Source organism: Pseudomonas sp. NPDC087803 (assembly GCF_044742995.1).
Lineage (GTDB): Bacteria > Pseudomonadota > Gammaproteobacteria > Pseudomonadales > Pseudomonadaceae > Aquipseudomonas.
This window is the reverse complement of the sequence record NZ_JBIUVO010000001.1, coordinates 299083-319169: the sequence shown is the minus strand read 5'-3', so window position 1 is coordinate 319169 and position 20087 is coordinate 299083. Positions and strand designations below refer to the sequence as shown.

The 20087-nt window shown below is 59.3% G+C and carries 17 protein-coding genes and 2 tRNA genes; 9 read left to right on the top strand and 10 right to left on the bottom strand.

Going from position 1 to position 20087, the window contains the following annotated elements:
- Nucleotides 1–88: 88 nt before the first annotated feature.
- From hbdH to ACIOUG_RS01340, 9 genes are all read right to left on the bottom strand, one after another.
- Nucleotides 89–862, bottom strand: a complete 774-nt coding sequence (hbdH, locus tag ACIOUG_RS01380; protein ID WP_129394102.1) for a 3-hydroxybutyrate dehydrogenase — start codon at nt 860–862, stop codon at nt 89–91.
- A gap of 7 nt (nt 863–869) precedes the next feature.
- On the bottom strand, nt 870–2261 hold the full coding sequence (locus tag ACIOUG_RS01375; RefSeq protein WP_401061914.1) for a GntP family permease: 1392 nt from the start codon (nt 2259–2261) through the stop codon (nt 870–872).
- A gap of 278 nt (nt 2262–2539) precedes the next feature.
- Nucleotides 2540–3955 (bottom strand): sigma-54 interaction domain-containing protein, encoded by a 1416-nt coding sequence (locus ACIOUG_RS01370; RefSeq protein WP_401061912.1) that lies wholly within the window; start codon nt 3953–3955, stop codon nt 2540–2542.
- A 170-nt stretch (nt 3956–4125) separates the two neighbouring features.
- Nucleotides 4126–5700, bottom strand: a complete 1575-nt coding sequence (locus tag ACIOUG_RS01365; RefSeq protein WP_401061910.1) for an ABC transporter ATP-binding protein — start codon at nt 5698–5700, stop codon at nt 4126–4128.
- A 9-nt stretch (nt 5701–5709) separates the two neighbouring features.
- A complete protein-coding gene (locus ACIOUG_RS01360) occupies nt 5710–6732 on the bottom strand; it encodes an ABC transporter permease (RefSeq protein WP_401061908.1) in 1023 nt (340 codons plus the stop codon).
- Nucleotides 6732–7793 (bottom strand): microcin C ABC transporter permease YejB, encoded by a 1062-nt coding sequence (locus ACIOUG_RS01355; RefSeq protein WP_027612667.1) that lies wholly within the window; start codon nt 7791–7793, stop codon nt 6732–6734. The genes ACIOUG_RS01360 and ACIOUG_RS01355 overlap by 1 nt, the downstream gene beginning before the upstream one ends.
- Nucleotides 7793–9661: an extracellular solute-binding protein gene (locus ACIOUG_RS01350; RefSeq protein WP_401061907.1), complete on the bottom strand. Its 1869-nt coding sequence runs from the start codon at nt 9659–9661 to the stop codon at nt 7793–7795. Before ACIOUG_RS01350 ends, ACIOUG_RS01355 begins: the two co-directional genes overlap by 1 nt.
- Nucleotides 9662–9796: 135 nt before the next feature.
- Nucleotides 9797–10078: a peptidylprolyl isomerase gene (locus ACIOUG_RS01345; RefSeq protein ID WP_007912303.1), complete on the bottom strand. Its 282-nt coding sequence runs from the start codon at nt 10076–10078 to the stop codon at nt 9797–9799.
- Nucleotides 10079–10174: 96 nt separating this feature from the next.
- Nucleotides 10175–11044, bottom strand: a complete 870-nt coding sequence (locus tag ACIOUG_RS01340; protein WP_401061905.1) for an esterase/lipase family protein — start codon at nt 11042–11044, stop codon at nt 10175–10177.
- 337 nt (nt 11045–11381) lie between these two features.
- On the opposite strand from ACIOUG_RS01340, the gene ACIOUG_RS01335 reads away from it, so the two are divergent.
- On the top strand, nt 11382–12560 hold the full coding sequence (locus ACIOUG_RS01335) for a hypothetical protein (protein WP_401061903.1): 1179 nt from the start codon (nt 11382–11384) through the stop codon (nt 12558–12560).
- 67 nt (nt 12561–12627) lie between these two features.
- Here the strand turns inward: ACIOUG_RS01335 and ACIOUG_RS01330 are convergent, their stop codons facing one another.
- Nucleotides 12628–13692, bottom strand: a complete 1065-nt coding sequence (locus ACIOUG_RS01330) for a 3-deoxy-7-phosphoheptulonate synthase (protein ID WP_401061901.1) — start codon at nt 13690–13692, stop codon at nt 12628–12630.
- A gap of 617 nt (nt 13693–14309) precedes the next feature.
- Between ACIOUG_RS01330 and ACIOUG_RS01325 the strand changes: the two genes are divergently transcribed.
- From ACIOUG_RS01325 to ACIOUG_RS01290, 8 genes are all read left to right on the top strand, one after another.
- Nucleotides 14310–15071: a carbon-nitrogen hydrolase family protein gene (locus ACIOUG_RS01325; protein ID WP_401061899.1), complete on the top strand. Its 762-nt coding sequence runs from the start codon at nt 14310–14312 to the stop codon at nt 15069–15071.
- A complete protein-coding gene (locus tag ACIOUG_RS01320) occupies nt 15068–15511 on the top strand; it encodes a GNAT family N-acetyltransferase (RefSeq protein ID WP_401061897.1) in 444 nt (147 codons plus the stop codon). Before ACIOUG_RS01325 ends, ACIOUG_RS01320 begins: the two co-directional genes overlap by 4 nt.
- Before the next feature lie 127 nt (nt 15512–15638).
- Entirely contained in the window at nt 15639–16280 is a 642-nt protein-coding gene (uvrY, locus tag ACIOUG_RS01315; RefSeq protein ID WP_024012761.1) for a UvrY/SirA/GacA family response regulator transcription factor, read from the top strand.
- 2 nt (nt 16281–16282) lie between these two features.
- Nucleotides 16283–18106, top strand: coding sequence for an excinuclease ABC subunit UvrC (uvrC, locus tag ACIOUG_RS01310; RefSeq protein WP_401061895.1), 1824 nt, complete (start codon nt 16283–16285; stop codon nt 18104–18106).
- 32 nt (nt 18107–18138) lie between these two features.
- Entirely contained in the window at nt 18139–18699 is a 561-nt protein-coding gene (gene pgsA / locus ACIOUG_RS01305; protein WP_007965084.1) for a CDP-diacylglycerol--glycerol-3-phosphate 3-phosphatidyltransferase, read from the top strand.
- A 60-nt stretch (nt 18700–18759) separates the two neighbouring features.
- Nucleotides 18760–18835 (top strand) — tRNA-Gly (locus ACIOUG_RS01300).
- A 45-nt stretch (nt 18836–18880) separates the two neighbouring features.
- Nucleotides 18881–18954, top strand: a tRNA-Cys gene (locus tag ACIOUG_RS01295).
- Between the two features lie 272 nt (nt 18955–19226).
- Nucleotides 19227–20045: a hypothetical protein gene (locus ACIOUG_RS01290; RefSeq protein ID WP_401061893.1), complete on the top strand. Its 819-nt coding sequence runs from the start codon at nt 19227–19229 to the stop codon at nt 20043–20045.
- Nucleotides 20046–20087 lie beyond the last annotated feature (42 nt).

Genomic DNA, 20087 nt, shown 5'->3' with positions numbered 1-20087 from the left:
CGATCGGCTGCGCAGCAGTCGTAAATTGCCGGGGCGGCTTCGCCACCCAGCGGGAGCAAGCTCCCTCGCCACAGCGGTTTCGCGCCGTTTATTGCGCCAACCACCCCCCATCAATATTCCACGCCGCCCCGCGCACCTGACTCCCAGCCTCGCTGCACAGAAACAACACCAATTCCCCCAGATGCTGCGGCGTGACGAACTCCAGCGACGGCTGTTTCTCCGCCAGCAGATCATGCTGCGCCTGCTGCGGATCGACCCCTTTGGCCGCACGATCATCAATCTGCTTCTGCACCAGCGGCGTCAGCACCCAGCCCGGGCAGATCGCGTTGCAGGTGACGTTGCTGGTCGCCGTTTCCAGGCCGACCACTTTGGTCAAACCGATCACCCCGTGCTTGGCCGCGACATAGGCGGCTTTGCCGGTCGAGCCAACCTGACCGTGCACCGAGGCAATGTTGATGATTCGCCCCCAGCCTTTGGCGCGCATCCCCGGCAGGCTCAGGCGGGTGCTGTGGAACACCGACGACAGGTTGATCGCGATGATCGAGTCCCAGCGCTCCACCGGAAACTCCTCCACGGCCGCCACGTGCTGGATCCCGGCGTTGTTGACCAGAATGTCGACGCCGCCAAATTCGCGTTCGGCGTAAGCGATCATCTCGGCAATCTGCGCCGGATCGCTGACATCCGCCGGGTGGTGACCGACCTTGCCGCCGAACTGGCCGACTTCGGCGATCACGCTCGACGCATCGCCAAAACCGTTGAGAATCAGGTTGGCGCCGGCCTTGGCCAGGCTCAGGGCGATGCCCAGACCGATGCCGCTGGTGGAACCGGTAACCAATGCGGTCTTGCCGGAAAGAGTCGTCATGAATACCTCACACAATGCCAGTGGCGTAGAAAGTGCCGATCACTACGAAGACCGCCAGGGTCTTGATCAGCGTAATACAGAAAATGTCTTTATAGGCTTCGCGGTGGGTCAGGCCGGTGACCGCGAGCAGTGTGATCACCGCGCCGTTGTGCGGCAGGGTGTCCATGCCGCCGCTGGCCATCGCGGCCACGCGGTGCAGCACTTCCAGCGGAATGTTCGCCGCGTGCGCCGCCGCGATGAATTGCTCGGACATCGCCGCCAGCGCGATGCTCATGCCGCCCGATGCCGAACCGGTGATACCCGCCAGCAGGGTCACGGTGATCGCTTCGTTGACCAGCGGATTGGGGATTTGCTTGAGCCAGTCGGCCAGTACCAGAAAGCCCGGCAACGAGGCGATCACCGCGCCGAAACCGTACTCCGACGCGGTGTTCATCGCCGCCAGCAGTGCACCGCTGACCGCACTTTTGCTGCCTTCGGCGAGTTTGCTGCGGATTGCTTTGAAGCCGAACACCAGCACCATCAGGATGCCGATCAGCAATGCCGCCTGCACCGCCCAGATCGCCGTGAGCTTGGCGATTTCCGTTGTCACCGGCGTGGCCATCCCCGGCAACGCCAGGCTGTGGGTCTTGCCGTACCACTGCGGAATCCACTGGGTGAACAGCAGGTTCATGATGCCCACCGCCAGCAGCGGCGACAGGGCGAGCCATGGATTCGGCAGTTGCAGATCTTCGGCGGTTTCCGGCTCGTTACGCAGTTCGGTGCCATAACCTTCACCCGCGCGCTGGGCCTTGTTGCGCTGGCGCTGGAGGAACAGCATGCCGGCGCAGAACACGAAGATCGTGCCGATCAGCCCCAGCCACGGCGCGGCCCACGCGGTGGTGTTGAAGAACGTGCTGGGGATGATGTTCTGGATTTGCGGCGTGCCGGGCAGGGCGTCCATGGTGAATGAAAATGCGCCAAGGGCGATGGTCGCCGGGATCAGGCGCTTGGGAATGTTGCTTTGGCGGAACATTTCGGCGGCAAACGGATACACCGCAAACACCACCACGAACAACGACACGCCGCCGTAGGTGAGCAGGGCACAGACCAGCACGATCACCAGCATCGCCTGACGGGTGCCGAGCAAGCGAATCGCTGCAGCCACGATCGAACGGGAGAACCCCGACAATTCGATCAACTTGCCGAACACCGCACCGAGCAGGAACACCGGAAAATACAGTTTGATGAAACCGACCATTTTCTCCATGAACACCCCGGTGAAGGCAGGGGCGACGGCGGACGGATCGGTGAGCAGGACAGCGCCGAGGGCGGCGATCGGGGCGAAGAGAATGACGCTATAGCCACGGTAGGCGGCGAGCATCAGCAGCGCGAGGGCTGCCAAGGCAATGATCACACTCATGGTGTGTCTCCAGGGATTGTTATTTTTGTGGGTGAAGCGGGTGCAGTAGAGGTGTTAGCGAGATCTGTGCCAGATACTCAAATCATTGAAATGTAAGGGTTTTATAGGTTTCAGCGTGTTGAGAATTGAAGGGATGTCTCTTTTTGGAGATTTTTTGTTGAGAGGGCTGACGCCTTCGCGAGCAAGCTCGCTCCCACATTTGGAACGCGTATCCCCTGTGGGAGCGGGCTTGCTCGCGAAGCTCTGGCTGTTGTCTTTTTTTGGAGACTTAAGTCTCTTTATTGAGACTCGGCAATACCCAGGGCCAGCATCTTCTTGTACAACGTCGACCGCCCCAACCCCAGCCGAGCCGCCGCCTCCGGCACCTTGCCCGCACATTGCGCGAGGGCGGACTGGATCAACTGCCGGTCAAACCGCTGCCGCGCCTCGGCGAAAGTCTCTTCCGCCAACGGTTCCAGCGTTGGCAGCGACGAGCGCTCAACCGGGGTAAAGGTGCCGATGGCCGCGCGAATATCCTCCTCGGTAAGAGTCAGGTCATCACTGAGAAGCGCCGCGCGCTCCAGCACGTTACGCAGTTCACGGATGTTCCCCGGCCAGGCGTGTTGTCCGAGCAGTTCCAACGCCGCGCGACTCAGCTCATGCTGGCTGCGCAGCTCTTCAAGGATCGCCTCGCTGAGTGCCGGCAGATCGTCGAGGCGTTCGCGCAGTGGCGGGACCTGGATCGGCAGCACGTTGAGGCGGTAATACAGATCGGCGCGGAACTCACCGCGCTTGATCGCGGCTTGCAGATCGGTCGAAGTCGCCGCGATCACCCGTACATCGCTCTGGATCACCTCGTTGGAGCCAACCGGTTCGAACTCCTTTTCCTGCAGCACCCGCAGCAGTTTGCTTTGCAGCGGCAATGGCATATCGCCGATTTCATCGAGAAACAGCGTGCCGCCCTGCGCGATTTGCAACTTGCCGGTGCGCCCCTTGCGATCCGCGCCAGTAAACGCGCCGGGCGCGGTGCCGAAAAATTCTGCCTCAAGCAACGCCTCGGGGATCGCCGCGCTGTTGATGCTGACGAAGGCCTTGTGCGCCCGGGGCGAAGCGCTGTGAATCGCCTGTGCCAGCAACTCCTTGCCGGTACCGGTTTCACCGAGCAGCAACACCGGTGATTCGGCGCTGGCACTGCGCCGGGCGCGGCGTTTGACTTCGAGGCTGGTGCTGCTGGTGCCGATGAAATGGGCGAAGTTGTATTTGGTCTGCCGCGCCCGCAGCAGCGAGCGGGTCGAGGCCAGTTCTTCCTGCATGCTCAGGTAGCGCTTGAGCATCGGCGACAGGCTGCGCAATTCGTCGAACAAGGCAAAACCGATGGCGCCGATCACTGCGCCGGCATCGTCGTGAATCGGCAGACGCATCACCACCAGCGGCTCTTTCGGCGTGTCCTGCATGTCCAGCAGAATGGGGCGGCCGGTGCGCACCACTTCGCGCAGCAGGCTGCCGGGGATCACGCTTTCGCAGGGTTTGCCGATGGCTTTTTTTGCCGACTCCAGCCCAAAACGCCGGGCATAGCGCTCGTTCATCCAGACGATGTTGGCATCACGATCGACAATCACCGTGCCTTCGCTGGACTGCTCGATGATCTCGAACAACGAACGGATCGCCAGCGTGCGCACGCGTTGGTAGTCCTTGAGGCTTTCGGTGGTGTTCATGGGTTGGCGGATCCGGAATTTGGGTTGTCTGTTCGGGCCTCTTCGCTGGCAAGCCAGCTCCCACAGGTTTCTCTGGGGTACCCAATATTTGAGTACAACCCAATCCCTGTGGGAGCTGGCTTGCCAGCGAAGGGTCGCGACTCGGTATCAAGGCATGCGCCAGATTATGCCTACCCCGGATGCGCCGCCGCCAACAGCTCCCTGGTGTAGGGATGCTGTGGCGAATCGAACACCTCATGGCTGGCACCGCGCTCAACCACTTTGCCGTCCTTGATCACGATCATGTCATGGGCTAGCGCCCGCACCACCGCCAGGTCGTGACTGATGAACAGGTAGGTCAGGCCGTGTTTTTCCTGAAGGTCGCGGAGCAGGGCGACCACTTGTTTCTGCACGGTGCGGTCGAGGGCTGAGGTCGGCTCGTCGAGCAGGATCAATGCCGGTTTCAGCACCAGCGCCCGGGCGATGGCGATGCGCTGGCGCTGACCTCCGGAAAATTCGTGCGGGTAGCGATGACGACTCTCCGGGTCCAGGCCAACCTCCTTGAGCACGCGGATCACCTGTGCATCGCACTCTTCGGCGCTGGATTGGCAATGCACCTCCAGCCCTTCACTGATGATTTGCGCCACGGACATCCGTGGACTGAGGCTGCCGAACGGGTCCTGAAACACCACCTGCATCTGCCGGCGCCACGGCCGCAACTGCTTCTGATCGAGACCGTCGAGGGCGGTGCCCTGAAAACGGATGCTGCCCTCGGAGTCGAGCAGCCGCAGAATCGCCTGGCCCAGGGTCGATTTACCCGAACCGGACTCGCCGACGATGCCCAGGGTTTTGCCGCGCTGGATATTCAGGCTGATGCCGTCCACCGCGCGCAAATATTGTTTGCGTTGGAACAGGCCGCCACCGACGACAAACTTGACGCGCAGATCATCCACCTCCAGCACGTTCTCGCGCTCGTCCCGGGGCAGGGCTTCGCCCTCCGGTTCGGCATTCAGCAGCACGCAGCTGTAAGGGTGCTTGGGTTCGGTAAACAGAGTTTCGCACGGCGCCTGCTCGACGATTTCGCCAGCCTTCATCACGCACACCCGTTGCGCAATGCTGCGCACCAGATTGAGGTCGTGACTGATCAGCAGCAGCGACATGCCCAGGCGTTGTTGCAAGGATTTGAGCAGCAGCAGGATCTTGCGCTGCACCGTCACATCCAGCGCCGTGGTCGGCTCATCGGCGATCAGCAGTTCCGGCTCGCAAGCCAGGGCCATGGCGATCATCACCCGTTGCCGCTGGCCGCCGGACAGTTGATGCGGATAGGCCTTGAGGCGCTCTTTGGGTTTCTGAATGCCCACCAGTTCCAGCAGTTCAAGGATGCGCTGTTGCGCCGCTTTACCACCCAGTCCTCGATGCACCAGCAGGGTTTCGCCAATCTGCTTTTCGATGGTGTGCAGCGGATTGAGCGAGGTCATCGGTTCCTGGAAGATCATCGCGATGCGGTTGCCGCGTAGTTCACGCAGCACCTTCGGATCGGCGCCGAGCAGTTCCTGACCGCGATAGCGAATACTGCCGCTGGTTTGCGCGTCGCCTTCGGGTAGCAACTGCAGGATCGAATGCGCGGTCACCGATTTGCCCGAACCCGACTCGCCGACCAGCGCCAGACACTCGCCGGGGCGGATGTCCAGGCACAGGTTGCGCACCGCCGGCTGGCCATGGAAGGCGACGTTCAGGTCACGGATTTCGATCAGGTTATCAGTCATGGTCACACTTCAGGATCGTGGGTCGAACGCGTCACGTAACGCTTCGCCGATGAACACCAGTAAAGAAAGAATCAGCGCCAGAGTGAAAAACGCCGTCAGCCCGAGCCACGGCGCTTGCAGGTTCTGCTTACCTTGGCCGATCAGTTCGCCCAGCGAAGCGCTGCCGGCGGGCATGCCGAAACCGAGGAAATCCAGAGCGGTGAGGGTGGAAATCGCCCCGGTCAGAATGAATGGCAGGTAACTCAGTGTCGCGTTCATCGCATTCGGCAGGATGTGCCGGAAAATCACTTTGCGGTCACTCAGGCCCAATGCGCGAGCCGCTTTGACGTATTCCAGATTACGTCCGCGCAGGAACTCGGCGCGCACCACATCCACCAGCGCCAGCCATGAAAACAGCGCCATGATCCCCAGCAGCCACCAGAAATTCGGCTCGACGAAACCGGACAGGATGATCAGCAGGTACAGCACCGGCAATCCGCTCCAGACTTCCAGCAAACGCTGCCCGAGCAGATCGACCCAGCCGCCGTAATAGCCTTGCAGGGCGCCGGCGGCAATGCCGATCAGCGCGCTGACGGCGGTCAGCATCAGGGCAAACAGGATCGACACCCGGGCGCCGAAAATCACCCGCGCCAACACATCACGCGCCTGATCGTCGGTGCCCAGCCAGTTGACCTGGGAGGGCGGGCTCGGCGCCGGTTGGTTGAGGTCGTAGTTGGGCGTGTCATCGCTGAACGGGATCGGCGGGAACAGCAGCCAGCCACCGTCCTTGCGGATCAGGTTCTGCACATAGTCGCTGCGGTAATCGGCCTGGAACGGCAGTTGCCCGCCAAACTCCTGTTCGGTGTAGCGCTTGAAGACCGGGAAGTAGAGCTGGTTCTGATAACTGACCACCAATGGTTTGTCGTTGGCGATCAGTTCACCGCCCAGAGTCACGATGAACAGACCGATGAACAGCCACAACGACCACCAGCCACGGCGGTTTTTCTTGAATCGCGCAAAACGGCGACGGCCCAGAGGCGAGAGCTTGAACATCAGGCGTTCCTCGCGGCGAAGTCGATACGTGGGTCGACCAGGGTGTAGCACAAGTCGCCGATCAGTTTTATCAGCAGGCCGAACAGGGTAAAGATGAACAGCGAGCCGAACACCACCGGATAGTCCCGGGACACCGCCGCTTCGTAGCTCATGCGGCCGAGACCGTCGAGGGAAAAGATCACTTCGATCAGCAGCGAACCGGCAAAGAACACACTGATGAACGCCTGCGGAATCCCCGAAACCACCAGCAGCATCGCGTTGCGGAATACGTGGCCGTACAGCACGCGCCGTTCGCTCAAGCCTTTGGCGCGTGCGGTGACCACATATTGTCGGGTGATTTCATTGAGGAACGAGTTCTTGGTAAGGATCGTCAACGTGGCGAAGCCGCCGATCACCAGTGCCGTCACCGGCAACACCAAGTGCCAGAAGTAATCGGCGATCTTGCCCAGGGTCGACAGCGATTCGAAGTTGTCGGAGACCAGCCCGCGCACCGGAAACCAGTTCAAAGATGTGCCACCGGCAAACACCACGATCAGAAACATCGCGAACAGAAACGCCGGCATCGCATAGCCGATGATGATTGCGGTGCTGCTCCAGATATCGAAGTGGCTGCCGTGATGCACGGCCTTGCGGATACCCAGCGGGATCGACACCAGATAGGTGATCAGCGTCGCCCACAGGCCGAGGGAAATGGTCACCGGCATTTTTTCCAGAATCAGGTCGGTGACCGTCGCGCCGCGGAAAAAGCTTTTGCCGAAATCCAGTTGCGCGTAGTTCTTGAGCATCAGCCACAGGCGTTCATGTGCCGGTTTGTCGAAACCGTACTGTTTTTCGATGTCCTTGATCAGTTGCGGATCGAGGCCACGGCTGGCGCGCGAAGTGTTGCTCATGGTCTCGCTGGAACTGCCGCCGACACTCGCACCGCCGATCCCTTGCAGATGGGCGATGGCCTGTTCGACCGGGCCGCCGGGTGCCGCCTGAATGATCACGAAATTGACCAGCAGAATGATCACCAGCGTCGGAATGATCAGCAGCAGGCGCCGCAGAATGTATGCCCACATCAGTGCGGTCCTCCGGGTCTGCCACGGCCGATTTTTTCCGCGGTCATCTGCTGATTGGTCAGCGGCGTGCTGCTGATCTCCCACCAGCTCTCGATGGCTTCGTCATTGCTCGCCTGGATCGCCGGCATGCCGAAGCGGTTCCACCAGACGGTGGAGGTGCCCGGCGGGTAATAGTTGGGAATCCAGTAGTAATTCCATTGCAACACCCGGTCCAGAGCGTGGGCGTAGTGCAGCATGTCGCTTTGGGTCGAGGCGCGGATCAGGCCGTTGATCAAGCTGTCGACCGCCGGATTCTTCAGCACCATGTAGTTGTTGGCACCGGGGTCGTTGGCCGAAATCGAACCGAAGTAGTTGAGCAATTCGCCCCCCGGCGACGTGGTGACCGGGTAGCCGGTGACGATCATGTCGTAGTCGCGGCTCATCAGGCGATTGACGTATTGCGAGGAGTCGATGCGGCGGATATTCAGCTCGATGCCGATCTGTTTCAGCGTGCGCTTGTAAGGCAGGAGCAGGCGATCCATGCCGTTCTGGCTGACCAGGAAGGTGAAACTTAACGGCTCGCCCTCGGCGTTGACCAATTGGTCGCCATCAGGTTTCCAGCCGGCTTGTTCCAGCAATTGCAGGGCTTGCAGTTGCTTGTCGCGGATCAGGCCGCTGCCATCGGTTTTCGGCGCTTCGAAGACCTGGGTGAACACCTCATCGGGAATTTGCCCGCGCAACGGTTCGAGGATTTTCAGCTCGGCGGCATCCGGCAACTCGCGGGCTGCCAGTGCCGAGTTGGAGAAGTAGCTCTGCTGGCGGATGTACATGTTGCGCATCATCTGCCGGTTGCTCCACTCGAAATCCCAGAGCATCGCCAGCGCCTGGCGTACCCGACGATCCTGAAACATCGGTTTCTGCAGGTTGAATACAAAGCCCTGGGCCGATTGCGGGGCTTCGGTGGCGAGGTGGGCTTTCTGCAAGCGGCCGTCACTCAGCGCGGGGCTGTCGTAGCCGATCGAATAGCCGGTGGCGGAAAACTCGCGGTTGTAGTCATAGGCGCCACCGCGCAATACCTGGCGGGCGACATCGGTGTCGCCGAAATACTCGATGCTGAAGTGATCGAAGTTATACAGGCCGCGACTGACCGGTAGATCCTTGCCCCACCAGTCAGGGTTGCGCTCGAAGGTGATGCTGCGCCCGGAGTCGACCTTGCCGACCCGATACGGGCCGCTGCCCAGTGGCGGTTCATAACCACCACCGCCGGCGAAGTCGCGGGTTTTCCACCAGTGCTCGGGGAATACCGGCAGGGTGGCGATGTCCAGCGGCAAGGTGCGGTTTTCATTGCTCTTGAAATCGAAACGCACGGTCAGCGGCGCTTCCACTTCCACGCCTTTGACGTCGGCGAACTGCGTGCGATAACGCAGGCTGCCCTGGGTCATCAACAAGTCATAGGTGTAGCGCACGTCTTCGGCAGTGATCGGTTTGCCGTCAGCGAAGCGTGCCTTGGGATTGATGAAGAAGCGCAGCGACAGACCATCCTCCGAGCGCTCCATCTTTTGCGCCACCAGGCCGTAGACGGTGTAAGGCTCGTCCATCGAACGCTGGGCCAGCGGCGAATAGAGCATGCCGTCGATCTGGGTGACGCCGATGCCTTTGTCTATATAAGGCAGGATGTGATCGAAATGGCCGATTTCGATCGCCGAACGGCGCATGGTGCCGCCCTTGGGCGCCTGCGGATTGGTGTAGTCGAAGTGGCTGAAACCGGCCGGGTATTTGGCGGGTTCGCCATAGACGGTCAACGCGTGTTGCGGGGTGGCGTCCACACCAGCGGCGCCCAACAGCAGGGCCACGGCAGTGAACAGCAAAGTCGGGAAAGCCAGTCGCATTGTCAGCCTTAAAGCCGGGTGATCGATAAGCGCAATTTGTACGCGAGCAGCGCGTCAGTCGCCAGCCGTATCCTGTAACCAAAACACAACGGCCCACCAGAAGGCGGGCCGTTGCACAGCAAACCGGACGCGGGATCAGTCCTGGCGGCTGGTGACTTCGAGCAGGTGATAACCGAACTGGGTCTTCACCGGGCCTTGCACGACGTTGATCGGGGCGCTGAAAACCACGGTGTCGAATTCCTTGACCATCTGGCCAGGACCGAACGAACCCAGGTCGCCGCCCTGACGGCTGGAAGGGCAGGTGGAGTTGGCCTTGGCGACTTCGGCGAAATCAGCACCGCCTTCGATCTGGGCCTTGAGTTCGTTGCACTTGTCTTCGCTGGAAACCAGGATGTGGCGGGCAGTGGCTTTAGCCATGGGGAAATTCTCCAATCTATTTCAGTAAAGTGTGGAGCCTACCGGATTCAGTAAGCGATTTCTCGGCAAAGTTCCACTCGGGTTACCGGCGTATGTCTACAGTTGTGCGGCTCTCAGGCGCAGGGCGTGCTCGACATAGAGTTCGACGGGATCAGGGCCGGGTTTCAGCAAGTCGTCTGGCCGCCGCAGGGTGGCGAGGTGGTTGAAGGGGTAGTCGGAACGGATGACCGTGCCCAGATGTGAGCTGTAGCGACCGACGAAGCCATCGTTCTGCCCGGCATCGACGACAAAGTGTCCCGATAATTCCCGGCACACGGCATGCACCGGATCCAGCGGCGGCAGCCATTCTTCTGGCAGCGTGCCGCTCCAGGAATAGTAGTGAACATTATTGACCCGTTCCGCGCCTTGGCCGCCCCAGGTAGCGGGCAGGCCTTGAGGGTACTTCCTGTTGAATCGGCTGACGGTCTGGGTCGTCAAGGCGTTCAGCGCCGCCACGGCATTCTGCGGCAGGGTCGGTTGACCACTCAGGAGTGAGAGAAAGTCAGCGAACCGGGTCGCCACTTGCTCTGCCACCTGCTCCGGCAGGCTCCCCGGAATCAGTGCCTTGCGCAAGGCGTCGGCGAGTTCCGAGCCGTGGTTGGGGCCGCTGACCGATGTCACCGAAGCGATCTTGTGTGGTGCCGTCGCTGCGGCGTAACGACTGGCCAGCGCACCCTGGCTATGGCCGATCAGATTCACTCTGGCGGCCCCGGTGCCATGCAGGACACGCTCGATCTGCAGCAGCAATTGCTGGCCGCGAAGTTCATTGTCATGGGCCGCGGAGAGCTGCGGTACAAAGACTTGGGCGCCAGCCTCTCGCAGCGCTTGCTTGACATCATCAAACAGCTCGAAACGGCCAATACGTTCGAAGCCGAACAGGCCATGGACTAAAAGGATAGGGTAGCGGGTGGTCGCATTCCGTTGCATGTTCCTGCCTCTTTTGCAGATGCTTGTCAGTGGTTGAGGCGTGTCACTGTAAAGCAGGCCAGCAGGTCGGCGATGTCTGAAAAATCCTCGGAGTCGAGAGGAATCCGGATAAAAAGCGGTGCGAAGTTTCGGTTCTGGTTGAGAGGGTAGTCGGAACATTTGGCAATCTTTTGCCCTGTATCCGTAGATTCCTTGCCGTATGCCTACGTCATGCGGTGTGTTTACCCCGGGGGCGCAGGGCTTTGGGCTGACTTCGGCCATTCGATTGATAGTGTTCAATGGCGTTCGTTCGACGCTGCCTTCTCGGCGGCGTTCTATCCAAGGAATGGAGCCACGAATGTCCAAGTACCAAGTCACTACCGACGCTTCTCTAGTGCCGGCGACAAATACTTCCACCTTGTCGGTTGATTCCGATGGGAGAACCCACCTGAGTTTGAAAGTGGACGGTGACAACCTCCAGTTGAGCTATCGACCGGCGTCTGCACCGACGCCATCGTCAGCCTTGCGCCTGCCTGCTCCGATGCTTGAGGTACTGGAACAGGGGATGCTCGATCCCTCGCTGAGCAATGCGTTCGTCAGGGTGGCGCCATACCCGAATATGCTGTGCGGCGACAAACTGCTGCTGAGCTGGCACGGGCTCGATGCCGACGGGGTGGCCTATACCCATGAAGTTACACGCACTGTCAGTCAAGGCCAGTTGGGTCAGGAGATCGTCTTCGTGATCAAAGGCGTCCACATCGCCGCACTGGAGCGCGGTTCTCTGGAGGTCTACTGGACGCTGCACAGCGTTGCGCTGCCCGAACCGGTTGCATCGTCACGCCTGCAACTGGATGTGGGTGACCCGGAGCCAGAGCTGCTTGCACCGATCATTGAAGAAACCGTGGGCGGGACGCTTGATCCGGCGCGCGTTCCGCAGGGTACAAGCGTTGCCGTGCGTCCCTATGCCCGGATGGCCGCAGGTGACCGGGTTTTCCTGTCCTGGCAGGGTGCTTCCGGGACACCTGTCTTCAATGATGTGTTGCGTGTGGAGCACTTTGCCGTTGGTGAAGGGTTGTCGTTCTGGATAACGGCGGAATACATCGCCCCCCATTCGGCGCAAGAAGTCAGCGTCAGTTACCGGGTCGAGTCAAGCGAGGGGTGGGTGAGGAAATCGGCGATCTCGCAAATTCTGATTGCACCGTTGATTCGCGGCGATCTCGAGGCACCGCAAGTGCTGGAAGCGCAAGACGGTGAACTGGAGGTGGCCGACGCCGAGGATGGCGTGACCGTGGTAATCGGCAATGCCCAGGCCGAGGAGGGCGAACTGGTATACCTGAAATGCGATGGGGAGTATTTCAGTCATCGCGATGATCGCGACATCACTCGGGAGACCGCCGGTCAGCCGCTGGTATTCATCGTGCCTTACCGTTTCTGGCGAGAGCATCGGGAAACCGTGGTGCAGGTGTCGTACCTGGTAGAGCGGCTGGATGATGTCAGTCAGGCTTCCAGTATCGCCCGCATCCGGGTGCGGGCGTAATTCTGGATTGAGCGTTGGTTCGACCTTTGCGGGTTTCTGCTACCACCCGCAAAGATTGTTCTGCGCGTCAGGCCTTCAGCCGTTTGGCTGCGTTCGACAACAATTGCTCCGTCGCGATGAACCCCAGGCAACCATCGGTGACCGACACGCCATAACGCAGGGCGGGGCTCAAAGGCTGGCAGCCCTCGAACAGGTGGGACTCGATCATCATGCCGATCAAGGAGCGATCACCTTGCAGGCGTTGCTCGAGTACTTCGTTGAACACGTCGGGCTGGCGCAGTGGATCCTTGCCGCTGTTGGCGTGGCTGCAATCGACCATGATTCGGCTCGGAATCTTCAAGCGATTCAGGTCGGCATGTACCCGGGCGACGCTTTCGCGATCGTAGTTCGGGCCTTGATGACCACCGCGCAGAACCAGGTGGGTATCGGGGTTGCCCGGGGTCTGAATGATCGCCGGGTGCCCTTGGCTGTCGACGCCGAAGTGCCGATGCGGATGGGCTGCCGAACGCATGGCATCGACGGCAACGGTTACGCCACCGTCGGTGCCGTTCTTGAAACCAACGGGCATGCTCAGGCCGCTGGCCATTTCCCGGTGGATCTGCGACTCGGTGGTGCGTGCGCCGACGGCAACCCAACTGAGCAGGTCGTCGAAGTAGCCGGCGGCCATTGGCTGCAGCAGTTCGGTGGCGATGGGCAAGCCGAGGCGGATCATCTCAAGCATCAACTCGCGGGACAGGGTCAGGCCGGCGGCCATGTCATCGCTGCCATCGAGGTGCGGATCGTAGGCCAGGCCTTTCCAGCCGACGGTGGTGCGTGGTTTTTCGACGTAGGCGCGCATCACCAGCAGCATCTCGTCGCTGACTTCATGGGCCAGGCGGGAAAGTTTTTCGGCGTATTCGAGTGCGGAGCGCGGATCGTGAATCGAGCAGGGGCCGACGACAACCAGCAGGCGATGGTCTTCACCATTGAGAATCGCGCGGACCGCCTGGCGGTGGGCTGCGACCTGCTGGGCGAGGGCAGTGCTCAGGGGCAATTGCTGTTTGAGCTGCAACGAGCTGGGCAGACGCAGGGTCAGTGCTTCGTTGGCAGAGTTCAGGGTGGTCAGTGGCAGAGCAGAAACAGAAGAGTTCATATTCGGGATTCCTGGGCTGGTGGCGGGTGCTTCCCGCTCACTCGGCCCTACTGGGGTGTTCGACAATTGGCCGTATTGGCTGCGTGTGTGTGCTTGCCACCTGTGGGTGACCGATCGGAGGCGGCAGGCTGTCCCGAGCGGAGGCTGCTAAATCGCCAGGCGGTAAAACTGTCGTAACGGTAATAAGTGGCGTAGTTCATGTCGTAATTCCTCAAAGTGTCTGGTGTGTTGCTAAAAAGTGATGGGCCTGAAAAAACAAAACCCCCGGTCGGGAGGCCGACCGGGGGTTGAGAATTCTCTGGTAGGCGACCCGTTTTTATGGGCGCCGTGTGGGTATCAGGCGCGCCAGTGGCTAAACCAATACCCAAAATAAAAGCTCGCTGGAGCGCAAACGTCATTCGCCCGGGCAGCCGCAACCGAGCGCAGGGCGCTGGCGGAACGAAGCTGTGAGAGGGCGTTGAACATGGTCTGTCTCCGATGAATGCGCCGAGCTTACTAGAGGCCCATGCGCCTGAGCAATCAGAAATTGCTATCGCTCATTCAAGACGTTACCTATCGCTTGAGTGCCACGGGCGTTGTGACACACTGCGTGTTTTGCATAACCCCAAGGATGAATAATGTCGGCGTTCACCATTGCAGCAGCTCAAGCGTTTTCCGTTGCCGGTGATTTGACGGCGAACATTGCCCGTCATTTGCGTTTCATGGCCGTGGCGGCGGAGCAGGGTGTTGAGCTGCTGGTGTTCCCGGAACTGTCGCTCACAGGTTACGAAGGGCAGATGGCTGCGGACCAGGCAATTGATCCTGAGGACGCGGTATTGCAACCCTTGCGCGATTGCGCTCGCGCACTGGGCATCACCGTTGTCGTAGGTATGCCGATTCGCCTGAAGGACAGTTCGAAGGTATTGATCGGCGCTCTGACGTTAGGCCGCGACGGTTCTCTTGAGGTGTACAGCAAACAACATTTGCACAGCGGCGAAGCGTTTATTTACGCCCCAGGTGCCGGTGGTTCGACCTTGCGCATAGGCGGCAATACCGTCGCGCTGGCGGTCTGCGCTGATTTTTCCCATGCCAGCCACGCGGCAGCGGCCGCCGTTGCTGGCGCCGACCTTTACGCAGCAGGCGTGCTGATTGGCGAAAAAGGCTATGGCGTGGATAGCGCGATACTGCAGGGCTATGCCCAAAAACACTCAATGGCGGTGTTGATGGCCAATCACGCCGGGCTCACGGGTGGATGGCAGTCCGCGGGGCGCAGCGCAGTCTGGTCTGAAAGCGGATCGCTGGTGATTGCGGCGCCAGGGCCGGGTGAACTGTTGGTCATCGCGCGACGTGAAGGCGGCGAATGGCAGGGGCGGGTGGTGCCCGTGGCGGTGGAGCAATGACATGGCAGTTGCGTCGTGCCGAACCGGCTGATCGGGGATTCGCCCGAGAGCTGACGTGCCGGAACATGCTGCGCTATTACATTGACCACGATCTGCTGTGGCAGGACGAAGCGTTCGACGTTGCCTGGGATGGACGCGACAATTGGTTGATCATTCTTGGCAAAGTCCCCGTGGGATTTTTCAGTCTCAGTCGGGATCGCCGGGCGTTGTATATCCGCGAGCTACAAATAGCCGAGGCATTTCGCAGGCAGGGTGCTGGATCCTGGGCGATTGATCAGGTTATCGCCATGGCCCGTGCCGAGAGAGTGCCGGCGCTGCGTCTGACCGTATTCAAGAATAATCCGGCACAAAGTCTGTATAAGAGAAAAGGTCTGAATGGGTGCGGCGAGGACGAGTGTTTCCTGAGGATGCAGCTCGATTTCGGTACACCTGTGCTCTGAAACCCACGGCCGGCAAGCCCTCGATGATGAATTGAAACTTTTTAAATGATGCTTGCCGCTAGGTCTGTCTGGCACTTTTTGCTAAGGTGTCCGGCATCCCAATAAGACCATATCGCGAGGTGTCTGCTTGATTAGGGTGCTAGTGGTCGATGACCATGATCTCGTTCGTACAGGCATTACACGAATGCTGGCCGATATCGATGGCTTGCAGGTAGTGGGACAGGCCGAGTCCGGGGAAGAATCCCTGATCAAGGCCCGTGAGTTGAAACCCGATGTGGTCCTGATGGACGTCAAGATGCCCGGTATCGGTGGTCTCGAGGCTACGCGCAAGCTGTTGCGCAGTCATCCGGACATCAAGGTTGTCGCGGTCACGGTGTGCGAGGAAGATCCGTTTCCGACGCGTCTGCTGCAGGCCGGCGCCGCCGGTTACCTGACCAAGGGCGCTGGATTGCCGGAAATGGTCCAGGCGATTCGCCTGGTATTTGCCGGGCAGCGTTACATCAGCCCGCAGATTGCCCAGCAACTGGCGATCAAATCGTTCCAGCCCACCAACGATTCACCTTTCGATGCCTTGTCCGAACGGGAAATCCAGATCGCCTTGATGATTGTCGGCTGCCAGAAGGTGCAGATCATTTCCGACAAACTGTGTCTGTCGCCGAAAACGGTGAACACTTACCGCTATCGGATCTTCGAAAAGCTCTCGATCAGCAGTGACGTCGAGCTGACGCTGTTGGCAGTACGCCACGGCATGGTTGATGCCAGCGCCTGATCATGACTGAAGTATTCGATTCAGGCGCCTTCCTGGCGACAGTCAGCGGGCGTCCCGGCGTCTATCGCATGTTCGACAGCGAGGCGCGCCTGCTGTACGTCGGCAAGGCCAAGAACCTCAAGAAGCGCCTTGCCAGCTATTTTCGCAAGACCGGACTGGCGCCGAAAACCGCTGCGCTGGTCGGGCGTATCGCGCAGGTCGAAACGACCATTACCGCCAACGAAACGGAAGCATTACTGCTTGAGCAGACGCTGATCAAGGAGTGGCGGCCGCCGTACAACATTCTGTTGCGCGACGATAAGTCCTACCCCTATGTGTTCCTTTCCGACGGCCAATTCCCACGTCTGAGCATCCATCGTGGTGCGAAGAAGGCCAAGGGTAGGTATTTCGGCCCGTACCCGAGCGCCGGGGCCATTCGCGAAAGCCTCAGCCTGCTGCAAAAGACCTTTTTCGTCCGTCAGTGCGAAGACAGTTACTACAAGAATCGCACGCGTCCGTGTCTTCAATATCAGATCAAACGCTGCAAGGCGCCTTGCGTCGGCCTGGTCGAGCCAGAGGTCTATGCCGAGGATGTACGCCACTCGGTGATGTTCCTTGAGGGGCGCAGTCACGCATTGACCAATGAGCTGTCAACGGCGATGGAAGAGGCGGCGATCAATCTCGAGTTCGAGCGCGCCGCGGAGCTGCGTGACCAGATTGCCTTGCTGCGCCGGGTTCAGGATCAGCAAAGCATGGAAGGCGGGACGGGCGACATTGATGTCATCGCGGCCTTCGTCAATCCGGGCGGCGCCTGCGTTCATTTGATCAGCGTGCGTGGCGGGCGAGTGCTGGGCAGCAAGAACTTCTTCCCGCAGGTCGGTATTGAGGAGGAGGTTGCCGAAGTCATGGCGGCGTTCCTTGGTCAGTATTTCATCAGCAGTCCTGAGCGCGACCTGCCGAGCGAGCTGATCGTCAACGTGGTGCCTGAAGACGCTACGGCCTTGATCGAGGCCATCCACGAGTTGCGCGGTCGTGAACTGAGCATCAGCCATCGGGTGCGTGGTACGCGGGCACGCTGGCAGCAGTTGGCGGTCACCAATGCCGAGCAGGCGCTGGGTGCACGCCTGGCCAACCGTCAACACACGGCTGCACGCTTCGATGCACTGGCTGAGGTGCTGAATCTGGATGAGCCGCCGCAACGCCTGGAATGCTACGACATCAGTCATTCCAGTGGCGAGGCCACCGTCGCCTCCTGTGTCGTGTTCGGCCCGGAAGGCGCGATCAAGTCCGATTATCGTCGTTACAACATTGAAGGCGTCACGGCAGGCGATGACTATGCGGCGATGCACCAGGCACTGACCCGGCGCTTCAGCAAACTGAAGGACGGCGAGGGCAAGCTGCCGGACATCTTGCTGGTGGATGGCGGCAAGGGACAGCTGTCGATGGCCCGTGACGTACTCAATGAACTCGCCGTGCCTGATCTCATCCTCTTGGGTGTGGCGAAAGGCGCCACGCGCAAGGCCGGCTTCGAAACTTTGTATCTTAATGATGCCGCGCACGAGTTCACTTTGCGTGGCGATTCGCCGGCGCTGCACCTGATCCAGCAGATTCGCGACGAAGCGCACCGGTTCGCAATTACCGGCCACCGCGCACGACGCGGCAAAACCCGCCGCACTTCAACGCTGGAAGGTGTTGCCGGTGTCGGGCCGACCCGACGTCGGGACTTGTTGAAACATTTTGGTGGATTGCAGGAGCTGTCTCGTGCAAGCATCGAAGAGATCGCCAAAGCACCGGGGATCAGTAAAAAGCTCGCAGAGTCGATTTATGCAAACCTGCATAGCGAGTAGAATGCCAACTCACCTCGTAGCCAGTTGTGCCGATGAATATCCCGAATCTGATTACCGTTCTACGCGTCCTGCTCATCCCGATCTTCATTTTGCTGTTCTACCTGCCTTACCAGTGGAGCTACATGGCTTCCGCCTCGGTATTCGCCTTTGCGGCGGCCACTGACTGGCTGGATGGCTATCTGGCCCGTCGCCTGGAACAAAGCACACCGTTCGGAGCCTTCCTCGATCCGGTCGCTGACAAGCTGATGGTGGCGGTCGCCCTGGTGCTGCTGGTGCAGGAACACGGCAACCTGTGGTTGACGCTTCCCGCTGCCGTCATCATAGGCCGCGAGATTGTCGTATCGGCCTTGCGTGAATGGATGGCCGAACTCGGTGCACGTGCCCACGTGGCGGTGTCCAATCTCGGCAAGTGGAAAACCGCGGCGCAGATGCTGGCGCTGGTGATCCTGCTGGCCAATCCCCGCGACTTCAGCTTCTGGGTCTTGCTGGGCTACTCCTTGCTGATGATCTCGGCAGGCCTGACATTGTGGTCGATGGTGCAATACCTGCGGGCTGCCTGGCCGCATCTGAAAACCGACGTTGAAAAGAAATAAAACTTTTTTGAATCAAAGGGTTGACGGGGCTTCTGAAATCTATAGAATGCGCCACACCAAGCGGGAATAGCTCAGTTGGTAGAGCACGACCTTGCCAAGGTCGGGGTCGCGAGTTCGAGTCTCGTTTCCCGCTCCAATTTGTACGCGGTTGTTGTTGTGCTACTAAACAGCGATCGTTTGAGGCCGAGTAGCAAAATGGTTATGCAGTGGATTGCAAATCCACCTACGCCGGTTCGATTCCGACCTCGGCCTCCACTATTAAAAACCCCGTAGATCAGTGATCTACGGGGTTTTTTATTGCCTGTGAAAAAGTGGGGTGTTCCGCAACTTTGGATAGGTGTTCCGCAACTTGAAGTCTCTATGGGTGCCGATCCGTCTACGATACGGTGATGGGTTGGCGGTTCTTGGCCGAGCCGGGCGTTCTTTTCACCATCCCTGCCGAGGTAAAGACATAAGGCTAGGATGGAGTGTATTTTTGCTTGGGCTATGCCATATTGATATCTCAGGCTTTTTGTAAGGGATAAGGAATGAAGGTATTCGTCAGTTGGTCTGGACACCGAAGCAGGGTTGTCGCTGAGCTGTTAAGAGATTGGATTAAATGTGTGCTTCAAGGATCTCAACCTTGGATATCAACTCGTGATATTGATAAAGGCGCAATCTGGTTTTCTGAGATCTCAGATCAGCTTCGTGAAACGGCTGCAGGAATAGTTTGCCTTACCCAAGAAAACAAGAATAAGCCATGGATTCTTTTTGAAACTGGTGCACTCGCGAAGGGATTAAGCACAAATCGAGTTTGTACGTTTCTTGTAGACTTGACGCCTACTGATATAGAGGACCCGCTGGCGCAGTTTAATCACACCTTCCCAGAGCGCTCCTCAATGTGGGGATTGATTAGCTCGTTGAATTCCTGTCTTGAAAACACTCGGCTTGATGATCGTATTTTGACGCAAGTATTTGATACGTATTGGCCGAAATTTGAAGCGTCATTTGCGGAGTTGCTTGCCGCTACTCCGCAGGAGGTGGAGGTTGTGCCTCGATCTGGAGACAGCATGCTGGCGGAAATCTTGTCAAATACCAGAATGCTTTCCACTAGAGTTCGCGAGCTCGAGAACAGAGCGTCTGTGCACTCAGATTCTGTGATCGAGGTGGGGGCTATAAATAGGTTTACGCAAATGTTGGACATGGCAATGTCGGGGAAATATACGGCTAGCGAAATAAGTAGTGGTGCCCAGCAATTGGGGCTCACAGCGATTGAAATAAATGAAGTTTTAAAAAACCACCGTGGGCCGAAAAACTTTATTTATAACCCTAAAAAGCGGAGCGATTCTGAGCCGGAAACGAAATGATGCCGTAATTAGAAGTTTAATTGCGGTATTGCACGAATTTTT